Annotated in this window: 13 protein-coding genes; 11 read left to right on the top strand and 2 right to left on the bottom strand. The window is 74.2% G+C overall.

Annotation, left to right across the window (positions count from 1 at the left end):
- On the bottom strand, positions 1-1,203 hold the full coding sequence (locus ACIRFH_RS22135; protein ID WP_403523339.1) for an amino acid deaminase/aldolase: 1,203 nt from the start codon (positions 1,201-1,203) through the stop codon (positions 1-3).
- Between the two features lie 1,113 nt (positions 1,204-2,316).
- Between ACIRFH_RS22135 and ACIRFH_RS22130 the strand changes: the two genes are divergently transcribed.
- The 3 genes from ACIRFH_RS22130 to ACIRFH_RS22120 are packed head-to-tail and all read left to right on the top strand — an operon-like array spanning position 2,317 to position 5,144.
- Positions 2,317-3,129, top strand: coding sequence for a hypothetical protein (locus tag ACIRFH_RS22130; protein ID WP_403523336.1), 813 nt, complete (start codon positions 2,317-2,319; stop codon positions 3,127-3,129).
- Positions 3,126-4,304 (top strand): type VII secretion-associated serine protease mycosin, encoded by a 1,179-nt coding sequence (mycP, locus tag ACIRFH_RS22125; RefSeq protein WP_403523333.1) that lies wholly within the window; start codon positions 3,126-3,128, stop codon positions 4,302-4,304. The genes ACIRFH_RS22130 and mycP overlap by 4 nt, the downstream gene beginning before the upstream one ends.
- Positions 4,305-4,364: 60 nt before the next feature.
- The gene (locus tag ACIRFH_RS22120) at positions 4,365-5,144 is read left to right on the top strand and encodes an SseB family protein (RefSeq protein ID WP_403523330.1); all 780 of its coding nucleotides are present in this window, start codon (positions 4,365-4,367) and stop codon (positions 5,142-5,144) included.
- 1 nt (position 5,145) lies between these two features.
- Here the strand turns inward: ACIRFH_RS22120 and ACIRFH_RS22115 are convergent, their stop codons facing one another.
- Positions 5,146-5,502, bottom strand: coding sequence for a DUF1844 domain-containing protein (locus ACIRFH_RS22115; RefSeq protein WP_403523326.1), 357 nt, complete (start codon positions 5,500-5,502; stop codon positions 5,146-5,148).
- A gap of 387 nt (positions 5,503-5,889) precedes the next feature.
- Between ACIRFH_RS22115 and infC the strand changes: the two genes are divergently transcribed.
- The 8 genes from infC to ACIRFH_RS22075 all read left to right on the top strand — a co-directional run bounded on the left by infC (position 5,890) and on the right by ACIRFH_RS22075 (position 15,230).
- Positions 5,890-6,555 carry a translation initiation factor IF-3 gene (infC, locus tag ACIRFH_RS22110; protein WP_189230733.1) on the top strand — a complete coding sequence of 222 codons (666 nt, stop codon included), beginning with the start codon at positions 5,890-5,892 and terminating at the stop codon, positions 6,553-6,555.
- Between the two features lie 110 nt (positions 6,556-6,665).
- Positions 6,666-6,860, top strand: coding sequence for a 50S ribosomal protein L35 (rpmI, locus tag ACIRFH_RS22105; RefSeq protein ID WP_003977225.1), 195 nt, complete (start codon positions 6,666-6,668; stop codon positions 6,858-6,860).
- A 97-nt stretch (positions 6,861-6,957) separates the two neighbouring features.
- The gene (gene rplT / locus ACIRFH_RS22100) at positions 6,958-7,341 is read left to right on the top strand and encodes a 50S ribosomal protein L20 (RefSeq protein WP_004002577.1); all 384 of its coding nucleotides are present in this window, start codon (positions 6,958-6,960) and stop codon (positions 7,339-7,341) included.
- A 182-nt stretch (positions 7,342-7,523) separates the two neighbouring features.
- Positions 7,524-8,372: a TrmH family RNA methyltransferase gene (locus ACIRFH_RS22095; protein ID WP_403523324.1), complete on the top strand. Its 849-nt coding sequence runs from the start codon at positions 7,524-7,526 to the stop codon at positions 8,370-8,372.
- A gap of 52 nt (positions 8,373-8,424) precedes the next feature.
- Positions 8,425-9,564 (top strand): ATP-binding protein, encoded by a 1,140-nt coding sequence (locus ACIRFH_RS22090; RefSeq protein ID WP_403523321.1) that lies wholly within the window; start codon positions 8,425-8,427, stop codon positions 9,562-9,564.
- 162 nt (positions 9,565-9,726) lie between these two features.
- Positions 9,727-10,848 carry a phenylalanine--tRNA ligase subunit alpha gene (gene pheS, locus ACIRFH_RS22085; protein ID WP_403523319.1) on the top strand — a complete coding sequence of 374 codons (1,122 nt, stop codon included), beginning with the start codon at positions 9,727-9,729 and terminating at the stop codon, positions 10,846-10,848.
- Positions 10,848-13,370: a phenylalanine--tRNA ligase subunit beta gene (gene pheT / locus ACIRFH_RS22080; RefSeq protein ID WP_403523316.1), complete on the top strand. Its 2,523-nt coding sequence runs from the start codon at positions 10,848-10,850 to the stop codon at positions 13,368-13,370. Before pheS ends, pheT begins: the two co-directional genes overlap by 1 nt.
- A gap of 519 nt (positions 13,371-13,889) precedes the next feature.
- Positions 13,890-15,230 (top strand): transcriptional regulator, encoded by a 1,341-nt coding sequence (locus ACIRFH_RS22075; protein WP_403523313.1) that lies wholly within the window; start codon positions 13,890-13,892, stop codon positions 15,228-15,230.
- The last annotated feature ends 71 nt before the right edge of the window (positions 15,231-15,301 follow it).

Below are 15,301 nucleotides of genomic sequence, written 5' to 3'. Positions count from 1 at the left end.
CTACAGGTAGGTGCGTCCCTCGCCCCGGTACGTCGGCACCGTCGCCGTCACCGCGTCCCCCTCCACCAGGTGCAGCGCGTCGAACCGCTCGCACAGCTCGCCCGCCTTGGCGTGCCGGAACCACACCTTGTCGCCGATGAGCAGGTCGTCCGCGGGCGATCCCAGCAGCGGCGTCTGCACCTCGCCGGCGCCCTCCTGGGGGTCGTAGCGCAGCCCCTCGGGCAGGTACGGCACCGGAAGCCGGTCGGTGCCGGCCGCGCCGGAGGCCGGGTAGCCGCCGCCGAGCACGGTCACCACCCCGACGCCCGGGCGCCGCACCACGGGCTGGGCGAACAGGGCCGCCGGGCGCCCGCTGAACGACGTGTAGTTGTCGAACAGCCGCGGCAGGTACAGCCCGGACCCGGCGGCGATCTCGGTGACCGCGTCCTCCGCGGCGGTGTGCTGCACGCTGCCCGTGCCGCCGCCGTTGACGAACTCCAGGTCCGGCACCACGGCCCGCACCGCCCGTACCACCGCGGCGCGCCGCTCGGCGAGTTCACGGCGGGCGGCGGCCTGCATCAGCCGCACCGCCCGCGACCGCAGCGGCCGGCCCGCCACCGCGTCCCCGACCCCTGCGACATGCCCCTCGTACGCCATGACACCGACGACCTTGAACCCCGGCCGGCGGGCCACCGCCCGGGCCAGGTCGGCGATCTGCGCGGGGGAGTGCAGCGGGGACCGCCGCGCCCCCACCCGCACCCGTCCGCCGAGCAGCCTCAGCGAGGTGTCCAACTCCAGGCAGACCCGCACCACTTCACGGCCGCCGTCCCGGGCCGCGTCGATGAACCGCAGCTGTGCCGGGTCGTCGATCATCACGGTCACGGCGGAGGCCAGCTCGGGATCGGCGGCCAGCTCCGCGTACCCGGCGCGGTCCGCGGACGGATAGGCGAGCAGCACGTCCTCGAACCCGGAGCGCGCCAGCCACAGCGACTCGGCCAGCGTGAAGGACATGACGCCCGCGAAACCGTCCCGGGCCAGGGCGCGTTCGAGCAGGGCGCGGCAGCGTACGGACTTGCTGGCGACCCGGATCGGCTTCCCGCCGGCCCGGCGGACCAGGTCGTCCGCGTTGGCGTCGAAGGCCTCCAGGTCCACGATCGCCACGGGGGCGTCCAGATGGACGGTGGCACGGTCGTAACGGGCCCGGTCGGCGGCGTGCGCAGTCATGAGCGAAGACTGCCAGACGTGATTACCGCAGGGTAGGGGGACGTTCCGGGCCAATGCCACAGGCCCGTGGACTGGTTCCCCTCCGGGCGGGAGCACGCCGTAGAGTGACGCGCACGCACGGCGGAACGGCCCGGGCGGCAGGGCCCCGGGCCCGCGCCGGGATGGCGGTCCGCCCGTGCGGGTATGCGTGCCCGGGACGGCCAGTCCGCTCCGGGCCCGGGCAGGAGAAGGCCGGCCCGCGCCGGACGACCGGCCAGGGCCCGAGGAAACGGGGGGCGCATGAGCACGGAAGCACGCCGCGCCTCCCTCCCCCCGCGCCCCCCGGCCCCGCCCCCCGTCGACGCGACCCCGGCCGAGGAGTCCCGGCCCCTCCCTCCGCCGCGCCCCACCACACCGCCGGCCGCCGCCGCGCCCCGCCGCCCGAGCGTGCCGCCCACCCCCGCCGCCATGCCGCCGGGCCCCGGCTCCCCGCGCCGTCCCGGGATTCCGCCGCGCCCGGACACCGCGCCCTCCGGCGAGGGGCCGACGCCCCGCCCCGGCACGCCGACGCCCCCCGGCGACCAGCACGACACGGACACGCCGACGGGTCCCGGCGCGGCCGCGCGCCCCGGCACCTCGCCGGGTCCGGGGACACCTCGCCGTCCTGTCGCGCCGCCGCGCCCGGGCACTTCCCCGCCCCCCGGTACCCGCCCTCGGCGGGACACCCCGCCGGGCCCCGGCCCCATGCCGGAGGCGGGTGCACCGCCGCGCCACGGCACCGGGCCGGACACGGGCGCACGGTCCCGTCCAGGCACGCCGCAGGTGTCGGGGGCGGCGGGCGCTGACGACCGGTGGCCCCCCGCCCCGTCGGGGCCCGCCGGCGCCCCGGGCGCCGCCTCCACGCCTCCGCCGCCGCGTGCCACCGCCCGCTTCCCGGACGCCCCGCCGACCGTCGGCCGTGACCGTGCCGCGGCCGACGCGCCGCGGGGACGCGACGTACCGCCGCAACCCCGTCCCGCCGCGGAGACCCCGTCGGAGACGACCACCCGTCTGCGCCCGATCCCGGCGCGGCCCGAGCCGCACGCCCCCGACCCGGTCCTGTCGTGGGGCACCGCCTCCGGACCGCGGCCCCACGTGTCGTTCGCCGAGCCCGAGGGGTACGACGAGCACGCCCGGCCGCGCCCGCTCGGCGGACGCCTGCGGCCCCAGGCCGTCGCCGCGGCCGTCTGCCTGGTGCTCGGGGCCGGCCTCGTCACCGGTGCCCTCACCGGCAGCTGGCTCGTCGGGGACTCCGGGGACGCCGACGCCCGCAGCGCCTTCACCGCCGCCGGGGACCTGTGGCACGGCGTGCCCGTCGACCAGCTCTTCCCGCCCACCGTGCAGGGCCGGGGCGCCGGGCCCGGCGGCGCCGACCGCACCTGGACCCGCGTCGCCGTCGCCCCGGACAGCGGCTGTGCGGGCGCCTTCGACCCGCTGCTGGGCAAGGCCCTCGCCCCGGTCGGCTGCGCACGCCTGCTGCGCGCCACCTACACCGACGCCACCCAGAGCCACGTCACCACCGTCGGCCTGCTCTTCACCAAGGCCGACGCCGCCGCCATGACCTCGCTGGCGAGCCGGTTCGAGAAGGAGGGCCTGACCCGGCGCGCCGACCTCGTGCCGCTGCCGTACGCCGCGAAGGACACCGTCGCCGCCGGCTTCGGCGCGGACGCCCGTGCCTCGTGGACCGTCTCCGTCCTCACCGACGCACCCGTCGTCGTCTACGCCGTCTCCGGCTGGGCCGACGGGCGCACCGTCGACCGGCCCGAGCCCGCGGCGGAGGCCATGGAGCCCGGCGCCACCTCCGCCCCGGCCCAGGCCGGCCTCGGCCACGAGGCGCGGGGCCTCGCCGACCGCGTCGAACGTGCCCTGCGCAAGAACGTCGGCCCCGCCACGGAGCAGCCCTCGTGAAGACCACCCCCCGCCGGACCGGCGGCGCCCTGGGCGTCCTCCTCGCCGCCGCCCTCACCCTCGTCCCGGCGCCCGCCGCACACGCCGACGGCATCCGCGCCCGGCAGTGGGCCCTCGACGCCCTGCACACCGACGAGGCGTGGCGCACCACCAAGGGCGCGGGCGTCACCGTCGCCGTCCTGGACACCGGCGTAGAGGCCGACCACCCCGACCTGGCCGGCAACGTCCTCACCGGCAAGGACCTGGTCGGCTTCGGAGCGAGCGAGGGCGACCGCGCCTGGGCCCGGCACGGCACCGCCATGGCCGGGATCATCGCCGGTCACGGCCACGGACCCGGCGACGCCGAGGGCGTCATGGGCATCGCCCCCGAGGCCAGGATCCTTCCCGTCCGCGTGATCCTCGAGGAGGGCGACCCCTCCCGCGCCAAGGCTCGCAAGACCCGCGGCAACGCGCTCGCCGAGGGCATCCGCTGGGCCGCCGACCACGGCGCCGACGTCATCAACCTCTCCCTCGGCGACGACTCCGCCTCCGCCCACCCCGAACCCGCCGAGGACGAGGCCGTCCAGTACGCCCTGAAGAAGGGCGTGGTCGTCGTCGCCTCGGCCGGCAACAGCGGTGAGAAGGGCGATCACATCTCCTACCCGGCCGCCTATCCGGGCGTCATCGCCGCGACCGCCGTCGACCGCTTCGGCACCCGCGCCGCCTTCTCCACCCGCCGCTGGTACGCCACGGTCAGCGCCCCCGGCGTCGACGTGATCATCGCCGACCCGGACCACCGCTACTACGAGGGCTGGGGCACCAGCGCCGCCTCCGCGTTCGTCTCCGGCGCCGCCGCCCTGGTCAGGTCGGCCCACCCGGACCTCACCCCCGCCCAGGTCAAGAAGCTCCTGGAGGACACGGCCCGCAACGCTCCCGCCGACGGGCGCGACGACTCCCGGGGCTTCGGCCTCGTCGACCCCGCCGCCGCCATCGAGGCCGCCGGACGCCTGAAGCCGCAAGGTCTGGAGTCTGCGGCCTACGGCAAGAAGTACTTCGGCCCCGGACCGGACGCCCCCGCCTCCCACGAGGACACCTCGGCCTGGACGGCGCCGCTGGCCGGCGGCGCCGGCGGCGTCCTGGTCATCGCCTCCGTGGTCCTGTGGCGTGGCCGCCGCGCACGCCACGACGACGCCTGATCCCGGCCGCCCGCGGGGTCCGCGACGAGCCGCCCACACCCTGGACTAGGGTCGGGGACCGTGGCGAACAAGAACATCCCCGACCCCGGTTTCTCCGACGACGACGGCTCCGCCGATCCCCGGCTGAGCGCGGCGCTCGCCGCCTGGGCCGAGGACCGCACCGCCCTGGCACCCGTGCTGGAGGCGCTCGAGGGCGCCCGGCTGCTCGTGCCCGTCGTGGCCGTCCTCGGCGAGGTCGAGGAGGACGGCCAGAAGGGGCGCGAAGCTCCTTGGAAGGGCGGTGGCGGGCGACGGGAGGGCGGGCTGCGCCGCGAGAAGACCAGCGACATGGCCGTGCCGACCCTCAAGGCCGGGGACCGCACCGCCCTGCCCGCCTTCACCTCCACCGACTCGCTCGCCCGCTGGGACCCCGAGGCCCGCCCCGTCGCCGTACCCCTGCACCAGGCGCTGCAGGCCGCCGCGCACGAGAAGGCGGACACGGTCGTGCTGGACATGGCCGGGCCGGTGCCGTTCGAGCTGACCGGGGCGGCCCTGCTGGCGCTGGCCGAGGGGCGTACGACGACCGATCCGCTCGCCGACCCCGCGGTCGTCGAGGCCGTACGCGGTGCCGTGGCCGCCGAGCCCGCCGTGCTCCGCGCCCACCTCGGGCCGGGACAGGCCGACGGCACCCTGGTGCTCGTGCTGGACCCCGCCGCCGCCCCCGCCGAGGCCGCCCGCGCCGTCGCCGGACGGCTGGCCGCCGACGAAACGCTGAGGGCTCGCCTGGTGCGCGGCCTCGACCTGGCACTGCTGCCGGCCGGGGCGACGCCTCCGGGCGAGCCCTTGTACGTGCGGGGGTAGCTCAGCCGTAGACGGCTCCGGTGTACTTCTCGCCCGGGCCCTGGCTCGGCTCGTCCGGTACCAGCGACGCCTCGCGGAACGCCAGCTGGAGCGACTTCAGCCCGTCGCGCAGCGGCGCCGCGTGGAACGAGCTGATCTCGGTCGTGCTCGCGTCCAGCAGCCCGGCCAGCGCGTGCACCAGCTTGCGCGCCTCGTCCAGGTCCTTGTGGGCGTCGCCCTCCTCGGTCAGTCCGAGCTTCACGGCGGCGGCGCTCATCAGGTTGACGGCGACCGTCACGATCACCTCGACCGCGGGAACCTCCGCGATGTCGCGGGTCATGGCGTCGAAGTCGGGCGTCTCAGGAGGGGTCTCACTCATGCCGCTCACGATAGGCGCAGGAGGGGCCCGGTCCCCACTCGGTCTCGGTTAGCCCATCCCCTGCCGAGCTGCTAACCTTGTGTAACGACCGGTCGGACACGTACGCCCCACGGCAGCGAGCCCGGCCCACAAGTGGAGGCTTTCGAACTCCCACCTGACCGTCCTCCGGGACGGCGGGTCACCGGTCAGGCGGTCCCGTCCTCGTGGCGGCGACCGGCCCGAAATCGCGCCCCGCGGCCATCGCGGCGGTGCTCCGGTAGCAGTTCGAGGAGCCCCGCCTGTGATCGTCCGGGGCATTTTTTGTGCGCCGGCGCGGTTAGGTCTAACGAACACAGACGTTACGCGGCTGTCCGCCAGACCGTCGCGTGGTGCTACCGAGGAGGATCCATCAGCGCCGAGCCCCGCATCAACGACCGGATTCGCGTTCCCGAGGTGCGACTTGTCGGTCCCAGCGGCGAGCAGGTCGGGATTGTCCCGCTTGCCAAGGCCCTGGAGCTTGCGCAGGAGTACGACCTCGACCTCGTAGAGGTCGCGGCGAACGCCCGTCCGCCCGTGTGCAAGCTCATGGACTACGGGAAGTTCAAGTACGAGTCGGCCATGAAGGCCCGTGAGGCGCGCAAGAACCAGGCGCACACGGTCATCAAGGAGATGAAGCTCCGGCCGAAGATCGACCCGCACGACTATGACACCAAGAAGGGTCACGTCGTCCGGTTCCTCAAGCAGGGCGACAAGGTCAAGATCACGATCATGTTCCGTGGTCGCGAGCAGTCCCGGCCGGAACTCGGCTACCGACTGCTGCAGCGTCTCGCGGAGGACGTGGCCGACCTCGGGTTCGTGGAGTCGAACCCGAAGCAGGACGGCCGCAACATGATCATGGTCCTCGGTCCGCACAAGAAGAAGACCGAGGCGATGGCCGAGGCTCGCCAGGCACAGGAAGCCCGCAAGGCGGAAGCGAAGGCCAACCCCGGCCGCTCGATGAACGCCGCGGACCCCGACGCCGCCAACGCCGAGGCCCCGTCCGAGGCTCCTGCCGAGGCTTCCGCCGAGGCGTGACCCCCGGGGACGCGAGTCCCCAGGACGTAACCGATACAAGAGCGACGCTCCACCGTGCCCGGTTCTCACGACCGGGCATCGGAGCGCCACGACGAGGAGATAACGGCGCTATGCCGAAGAACAAGTCGCACAGCGGTGCCAGCAAGCGCTTCAAGATCACCGGCTCCGGCAAGGTGCTCCGTGAGCGCGCCGGCAAGCGCCACCTGCTCGAGCACAAGTCGTCCCGCGTGACGCGTCGCCTCACCGGCAACGCCGAGATGGCCCCGGGCGACGCCGCGAAGATCAAGAAGCTTCTCGGCAAGTGACGTACGGGCGCCGCTGAGCGCCGTACGTCAAGACCGGGACCCCATCGATACCGGGTCGCGTGAGTCCAACCGCGGCCCCGCTACAAGGAGTTAAAAAGTGGCACGCGTCAAGCGGGCAGTCAACGCCCACAAGAAGCGCCGGGCGATCCTCGAGCAGGCCTCCGGCTACCGCGGTCAGCGTTCGCGCCTGTACCGCAAGGCCAAGGAGCAGGTCACCCACTCGCTGGTCTACAACTACAACGACCGCAAGAAGCGCAAGGGTGACTTCCGCCAGCTGTGGATCCAGCGCATCAACGCCGCTGCCCGCGCCAACGGCATCACGTACAACCGCTTCATCCAGGGTCTGAAGGCCGCCAACGTCGAGGTGGACCGCAAGATCCTCGCCGAGCTGGCCGTCAACGACGCCGGTGCGTTCGCCGCGCTGGTCGAGGTCGCCCAGAAGGCGCTGCCGAGCGACGTCAACGCGCCGAAGGCCGCGTGACGCTGCGCCGGTCTTGAGCCGCCGTTGAAGGGACCCGCAGGCATCGAGCCTGCGGGTCCCTTCGATTGCCGTTGTCCGGTCCGTTGTCTGCTGCGGGTGCGTCGTGGCTGATCGCGCAGTTCCCCGCGCCCCTGGAGGGCGCGTTGCGGTCCACGACGACTCAGATGTGAAGGTGAGCAAGAGTGCGTCCTGCCAGCCCCGAGCTGATCTCCCCCCGTTCCCCCCGCGTCGCCGCCGCGCGGCGGCTGGCGAAGCGGAACTTCCGGGGGAAGGAGCGGCTGTTCCTGGCCGAGGGGCCGCAGGCCGTGCGGGAGGCCGCCGGGTACGGGGACACCCTGGTCGAGGTGTTCGCCACCGTCGAGGCCGCCGAGCGGTACGCCGACATCGTCGGTGCCGCCCGTGACACCGGCGCCCGGGTCCACCTCGCCGCCGACGCGGTGATCGAGGACATCTCCACCACCGTCACCCCGCAGGGCCTCGTCGGGGTCTGCCGGTTCCTGGACACGCCGTTCGAGGACATCCTCGCCGCCCGCCCCAGGCTCGTCGCCGTCCTCGCCCACGTCCGCGACCCCGGCAACGCCGGCACCGTGCTGCGCTGCGCCGACGCCGCCGGCGCCGAGGCCGTCGTCCTCACCGACGCCTCCGTCGACCTGTACAACCCCAAGGCCGTACGAGCCTCCGTCGGCTCCCTGTTCCACCTGCCGGTCGCCGTCGGCGTCCCCGTGGAGCGGGCCGTGGCCGGGCTGCGTGACGCCGGCGTGCGGGTGCTGGCCGCCGACGGCGCGGGCGAGGACGACCTGGACGCCGAGCTGGACGCCGGCACCATGGGCGGGCCCACCGCCTGGGTCTTCGGCAACGAGGCATGGGGACTGCCGGAGGAGACCCGCGCCCTCGCCGACGCCGTCGTCCGCGTCCCGATCCACGGGAAGGCCGAGAGCCTGAACCTCGCCACCGCCGCCGCCGTGTGCCTCTACGCGTCCGCGCGTGCACAGCGCGCCGCCGGAGGGTGCCGCTCCGTCACCGGCGGCTAGTAGGGTGACCAGCTCGGGGACCCCGGACCGGCTTGAGAGGTGGGGCAAGGGGATGAGTGTCGGCACGAGCAGCGCACCGGGGACGCACCCGGCGGGGCGCCCTCCCGCGCCGTGCCGGCCCGGGGACCTCGCCGGCCTCGGCATCGGTCCCGACGAACTGCCCGACGGCCTCGTCGTCGCGGACGAGCACGGGCGGGTGATCTGCTTCAACGCGGCCGCGGCCCGCATCACCGCCGTCCCCGCGGCCCGCGCCCTCGGGCAGCGCCTCGACGATGCCCTGCCCCTGGAGGACCTCGACGGCCGGCGCTGGTGGCAGCTGACCGACCCCTACGGTGGGCTCGCCATCCGCGTCGGACAGCCGGAGCGCAACCTGCTGCTCCCCGGCGGCCGTGAGGTCCTCGTCTCCGCCCGCTACGTCCGCACCCGGCGAAGAGGCCCCGTCCACCGCGTCGTCGTCACCCTGCGCGACACCGAGGCCCGCCGCCGCACCGAACGCAGCCACGCCGAGCTGATCGCCACCGTCGCCCACGAACTGCGCTCCCCGCTCACCTCCGTCAAGGGCTTCACCGCGACACTGCTGGCCAAGTGGGAGCGGTTCACCGACGACCAGAAGCGGCTGATGCTGGAGACCGTCGACGCCGACGCCGACCGGGTCACCCGGCTCATCGCCGAGCTGCTGGACATCTCGCGGATCGACTCGGGCCGGCTGGAGCTGCGCCGCCAGCCCGTCGACATCGGCGCCGCCGTCGGCCGTCACATCCAGGCCTACGTGGCCGCCGGGCAGCCGGCCGACCGCTTCCTGCTCCGCCTCGGCCGGCCGCTGCCCGCCCTGTGGGCCGACCCCGACAAGATCGACCAGGTGCTCAGCAACCTCATCGAAAATGCCGTGCGGCACGGCGCGGGAACCGTCACCATCGACATCACGCCCGCGGCGTCCCCCCGCGAAGAGGAGGACGCCGGCACGTCGGTCACGGTGAGCGACGAGGGGCCCGGCATCCCGGAGGAGTCCATGAACCGCGTCTTCACCCGCTTCTGGCGGGGCAGCAAGCGCGGTGGCACCGGCCTCGGGCTCTACATCGTCAAGGGCATCGTCGAGGCCCACGGCGGCACCATCACGGTCGGCCGCGCCCCCGGTGGGGGCGCCGAGTTCCGATTTACGCTGCCCGTGGCGGCTCCCGCGTATCTCACCTGAGACGGCCCGGGACCCCCACGGGCGCATTCGCCTTTCCCCACCCCGTTAGACTCGGCCTTTGGCACCTTTGTGTCCCGCAGACGAAGACGCCCAGAGTCAGACGCTTCGTCCACGAGCCGGTGACGGGGACCATCAGCCAGCCAATCGGAAGCACGGGAAGAGATGTCGGCACCGAATAAGTCGTACGACCCTGTCGAGGTCGAGGCGTTGAAACCGGAAGAGATCGAGCGCATGCGGGACGAGGCGCTCGCCGCCTTCGCCGCCGCGGACTCCCTCGACGCGCTCCAGGAGGCCAAGGTCGCCCACACCGGCGGCACCTCCCCGCTGTCGCTGGCCAACCGCGAGATCGGCGCCCTGCCCCCGCACGCCAAGGCCGAGGCCGGCAAGCGCGTCGGCATGGCCCGCGGCGCCGTGAACAAGGCGCTCGCCGCCCGCCAGGAGGAGCTGGAGGCCGAGCGCGACGCGCGCGTGCTGGTCGAGGAGGCCGTGGACGTCACGCTGCCCCACGACCGCGTACCGGCGGGCGCCCGCCACCCGCTCACCACGCTCTCGGAGCGCATCGAGGACATCTTCGTGGCCATGGGCTACGAGGTCGCCGAGGGCCCCGAGGCCGAGGCCGAGTGGTTCAACTTCGACGCCCTGAACATCGGCCCGGACCACCCGGCCCGCGGCGAGGCCGACACGTTCTTCGTCGAGGGCCCCGGCGGCGGCGCCGAGTCCGGCGTCGTGCTGCGCACCCACACCTCGCCCGTGCAGATCCGCTCCGCGCTCGGCCGCGAGCTGCCGGTCTACGTGATCTGCCCCGGCCGCGTGTACCGCACCGACGAGCTGGACGCCACGCACACCCCCGTCTTCCACCAGGTCGAGCTGCTCGCCATCGACGAGGGCCTGACCATGGCGGACCTCAAGGGCACCCTGGACCACATGGTCCAGTCGCTGTTCGGCGCGGAGATGAAGACCCGGCTGCGGCCGAACTTCTTCCCCTTCACCGAGCCGTCCGCCGAGATGGACATGCTCTGCTACGTCTGCAAGGGCGCGTCCGTCGGCAACCCCGACCGGCCCTGCCGCACCTGCTCCAGCGAGGGCTGGATCGAGCTCGGCGGCTGCGGCATGGTCAACCCGCGGGTGCTCGTCGCCTGCGGCGTCGACCCGGAGAAGTACAGCGGCTTCGCCTTCGGGTTCGGCATCGAGCGGATGCTGATGTTCCGCCACAACGTCGAGGACATGCGAGACATGGTCGAGGGTGACGTCCGTTTCACCCGGCCGTTCGGGATGGAGATCTGATGCGGGTCCCGCTTTCTTGGCTGCGGGAGTACGTCGACCTGCCGGCCACCGAGACCGGCCGCGACGTGCAGGCCAAACTGATTTCGGCCGGCCTCGAGGTCGAGACCGTCGAGCACCTGGGCGCCGACCTCAAGGGCCCCCTCGTCGTCGGCCAGGTGCTGACCATCGAGGAGCTGGAGGGCTTCAAGAAGCCGATCCGCTTCTGCACGGTCGACGTCGGGCAGGCCAACGGCACCGGCGAGCCCCAGGAGATCGTCTGCGGCGCCCGCAACTTCGCCGTCGGCGACAAGGTCGTCGTGGTCCTCCCCGGCGCCACCCTGCCGGGCGGCTTCTCGATCTCCGCGCGCAAGACCTACGGCAAGACGTCCCACGGCATGATCTGCTCCGGCGACGAGCTGGGCATGGGTGACGACGGCACGCACGGCATCATCGTGCTGCCGCCGGAGACCGAGGTCGGCAAGGACGCCATCGAGCTGCTGGAACTGGTCGACGAGGTCCTGGACATCGCCGTCACCGCCAACCGCGGCGACTGCCTGTCCATCCGCGGCGTCGCCCGCGAGACCGCCATCGCCTACGGCCTGCCGCTGCGCGACCCGGCCCTGCTCGACGTGCCCGGCCCGAACGCCTACGGCTACCCCGTGAAGATCGCCGACCCCACGGGCTGCGACCGCTTCACCGCCCGCACGGTCACCGGCCTCAGCCCCGAGGCGCGCTCCCCGATCTGGCTCCAGCGGCGCCTGCAGAAGGTCGGCATGCGCCCGATCTCGCTCGCCGTCGACGTCACCAACTACGTGATGATGGAGCTCGGCCAGCCCCTGCACGCCTACGACCGGAGCCTCGTCCAGGGCACCATCGGCGTGCGCCGGGCCGAGGAGGGCGAGAAGATCGTCACCCTCGACGGCGTCGAGCGGACGCTGCACGCCGAGGACCTGGTCATCACCGACGACCGCGGCCCGATCGGGCTCGCCGGCGTCATGGGCGGAGCCAACACGGAGATCGCCGACCACGGTGCCGCCGGGAACGGGGGCGCCGGGACGAGCGACGTGGTCATCGAGGCCGCGCACTTCAACCAGGTGGCCATCGCGCGCACCGCCCGCCGCCACAAGCTGTCCTCCGAGGCGTCCCGCCGCTTCGAGCGCGGCGTCGACCCGCAGGCCGCGGCCGCCGCCGCCCAGCGCACCGTCGACCTGCTCGTGCTCCTCGCGGGCGGCACCGCCGAGGCCGGCGTCACCGAGATCAGCGCCCCCTCCGCGCCGCGCACCATCGCCATGCCCGCCGACCACCCGGACAAGGTGGCGGGCGTGACCTACGGCCGCGAGACCGTCGTCCGCCGCCTCCAGGAGGTCGGCTGCGACGTCTACGGGCAGGACGAGCTGATCGTCACCGCCCCGTCGTGGCGGCCCGATCTCACCGACCCGAACGACCTGGCCGAAGAGGTCATCCGCCTGGAGGGCTACGAGAACCTGCCCTCCACGCTGCCCCGTCCCCCCGCGGGCCGCGGCCTGACCGCCCGGCAGCGGCTGCACCGCCGCGTCGGCCGTGCGCTGGCCGGTGCCGGTTACGTCGAGGCGCCGAACTACCCGTTCGTCAGCGAGCGGGTCTTCGACCAGCTCGGCCTGGACGCCGACGACCCGGCCCGCCGCGTGGTCAAGCTGGTCAACCCGCTCAGTGACGAGGAGCCCGCGCTGCGGACCTCGCTGCTGCCGGGCCTGCTCGGCGCGCTGCGCCGCAACGACGGCCGGGGCAGCCACGACCTCGCCCTCTTCGAGACGGGCCTGGTCTTCCACCCGCGCGACGAGCAGCGTGTCGCCGTGAACCTGCCCGTCGACCGGCGGCCCGGCGAGGAGGACCTCGCCGCGCTGGACGCCGCACTGCCCGACCAGCCCCGGCACGTCGCCGCCGTCCTCGCGGGCGCCCGCGAGCAGGCCGGCTGGTGGGGCGGGGGCCGCCCGGCCGACTGGGCCGACGCGATCGAGGCGGCGCGCCTCGTGGCCCGGGCGGCGGGGGCCGAGCTGATCCTGCGCAAGGGACAGTACGGGCCCTGGCACCCCGGGCGCTGCGCCGAGCTGATCGTCACGGTCGACGGTGCGGAGCGAGTCGTCGGGCACGCGGGTGAGCTGCACCCGCGGGTGGTCAAGGCGCTCGGTCTGCCCGCACGTACCTGTGCGATGGAGCTGGATCTCGACGCGGTGGCGCGCGCCGGGAACGACACCCCGCAGGCGCCGGGCATCTCCACGTTCCCGGTCGCCACGCAGGACGTCGCCCTGGTCGTCGACGCGTTCGTCCCGGCCAGTGAGGTCGAGGCCGCGCTGCGCGAGGGGGCGGGTGAACTGCTGGAGTCCATCCGGCTGTTCGACGTCTACGACAACGCGGAGCAGCTGGGTGAGGGTCGCAAGTCCCTCGCGTACGCGCTGCGCTTCCGCGCGGGGGACCGGACGCTGACGGTCGACGAGGCGTCCGCGGCCCGCGACGCGGCGGTCGCCCTCGCGGGCGAGCGGGTCGGAGCGGTTCTGCGCAGCTAGCGGTGCGCCCTGGGGGCGGGGGGCTTCTGCCGGCCGGCGGCTGACGGTAGTCGGTGGCTGGTCGCGCAGTTCCCCGCGCCCCTTGAGTCCGTCGGCGCAACGCCCATCGAGAGGCGCGGGCCCTTCGAGGGGCGTTGCGGTCATGCCGGTGAGGGGCGCGGGGCCGTGGCACCTGCGGCTCCGCCGCGCGGGCGCGAGCAACCACGACGCGCCCGCCGACGACAACGCACCGCGGTGCTCCACGTGACCGGCGGAGCCAGCCGCACTCTCGGGCCGGCGGAGCCGTCCGCCCCGCCACGGAGTGTCGGGCAGGCAGCCGGGCGGACGGCGTGGACACGGACCGCCGCACTGTACGAGGGGGAGCCGGCGGCCCGGCCGGCCTCTTTCGAGGCAGTTCAGTCAACCGGCCCGGGACTCCGTGCGACAGCGCGCGCACGGCGCGGATTCGCGTACTCCGTTCACACCCCGTGTGAAGGACGACACACTACGCTGTCGGCACCGAATCACCCGGGGGGCATCATGCAGCCCAACACTCTGCTCGACGCGATCCTGGACGAGGCGGGCGTCTCGCACGCGGGACTGGCCGCCCACGTCAACCAGGCGGGACGGGCGCGCGGGCTCTCGCTGCGGTACGAACACACCGCCGTCGCCCGCTGGCTGAAGGGGCAGCGGCCACGCGGCCAGGTGCCCGACCTGATCTGCGAGGTCCTCGCGGCCCGGCTGCACCGGCCCGTCACCCTCGACGACATCGGCCTCGGCGTCCCCGGTGAGCCGGCCTCCGCGCACACCGGCTCGCTGTCCGGGTTCGTGGAGCGTGCCACCGCCCTGTGGCGCTCCGACCAGCAGCGGCGTCCACACCTCCTGGGCGCTCCAGCGCTCACCGGGACGCCCGCCGTGATGCCGGTGTGGGAGTGGGAGAACCCGCCCGAGGACGTGGACGTCTCCCGCGGCGGCCGGCACCGGGTCACCACCGCCGACCTGGAGATGCTGCGCTCGGCCCGCACCCACTACGAGCAGATGTACCGCAAGGCCGGCGGCATCGCGACGCGCGGCCGGATCGTCGGCTTCCTCAACGCGGAGGCCGCCCCGCTGCTGCGCGGCGGCTACACCGACGCCACCGGCCGCCAGCTCCACCGGGCCACCGGCGGCCTGGTCGCGGTCGCCGGCATCTGCGCGTACGACTCCGACGCGCACGGTCTCGCCCAGCGCTACTTCCACCAGGCACTGCGCCTCGCGAAGGCCAGCGGCGACCGGGGGCTCGGCGCGTACGTCATCGCGCTGCTGGTCAACCAGGCGCTGTTCCTGCGGGAGTACCGCCAGGCCGTCGCCTTCGCCGAGGCGGCCCTGCGCACCGCCGGCCGGCACATCACCCCGGCGCTCGCCTCCGACCTGTACGCGATGCAGGCCAAGGCGTACGCCCACCTCGGCGACGGCACGAGCGCCCTGTCCTGCATCCGGCGGGCCGAGCAGGCCGCCGAACGCATCCGGCGCGGCTACGAACCCGACGAGACCGGCTATGTCCAGCCCGGTCTGGTCAACGTCCAGGTGGCCGAGGCGCTGCTGAGCCTCGGCGACCTGGCGGCGGCCGGGGAGCACGCCGCGCAGGCCGTCGGCAACCCGGCGCACGACCGGGGCCGCGTGCACCGGCTCGCCATGCTCAGCACGATCGAACTGCGCCGGGGCAACGCCGACAAGGCGGTCGCCACCGCCGTGCAGATGGCCGAACAGGCCCGTGGAATGGAGTCCCAGCGCCTGCGCGACAGACTTCGCGCGGTGCGCGAGCACCTGGTGCGCAGCGGCTGCGCCGGCACGGCCGAGGCCGCCGAACTCATCGACGGGGCACTGCGCGTACCGCTCTAGCCCACCGGTCCTCCCCGGGGCGCCGCGCCCACCCCTGCGCCGTGAGCGGCCACCGTGCGCCTGCTGTCGGA

Source organism: Streptomyces sp. NPDC093586, assembly GCF_044764905.1.
Lineage (GTDB): Bacteria > Actinomycetota > Actinomycetes > Streptomycetales > Streptomycetaceae > Streptomyces.
Note: the sequence above shows the minus strand (reverse complement) of the source record. Positions and strands in the feature narration are given on the sequence as shown.

What these genes read in the sequence shown, in the direction of transcription:
- ACIRFH_RS22135 (WP_403523339.1), bottom strand. Translation starts at nt 1,203, where the DNA reads ATGACTGCGCACGCCGCCGACCGGGCCCGTTACGACCGTGCCACCGTC.
- ACIRFH_RS22115 (WP_403523326.1), bottom strand. Translation starts at nt 5,502, where the DNA reads ATGAGTGAGACCCCTCCTGAGACGCCCGACTTCGACGCCATGACCCGC.
- rpmI (WP_003977225.1), top strand. Translation starts at nt 6,666, where the DNA reads ATGCCGAAGAACAAGTCGCACAGCGGTGCCAGCAAGCGCTTCAAGATC.
- ACIRFH_RS22090 (WP_403523321.1), top strand. Translation starts at nt 8,425, where the DNA reads ATGAGTGTCGGCACGAGCAGCGCACCGGGGACGCACCCGGCGGGGCGC.
- pheS (WP_403523319.1), top strand. Translation starts at nt 9,727, where the DNA reads ATGTCGGCACCGAATAAGTCGTACGACCCTGTCGAGGTCGAGGCGTTG.
- pheT (WP_403523316.1), top strand. Translation starts at nt 10,848, where the DNA reads ATGCGGGTCCCGCTTTCTTGGCTGCGGGAGTACGTCGACCTGCCGGCC.
- ACIRFH_RS22075 (WP_403523313.1), top strand. Translation starts at nt 13,890, where the DNA reads ATGCAGCCCAACACTCTGCTCGACGCGATCCTGGACGAGGCGGGCGTC.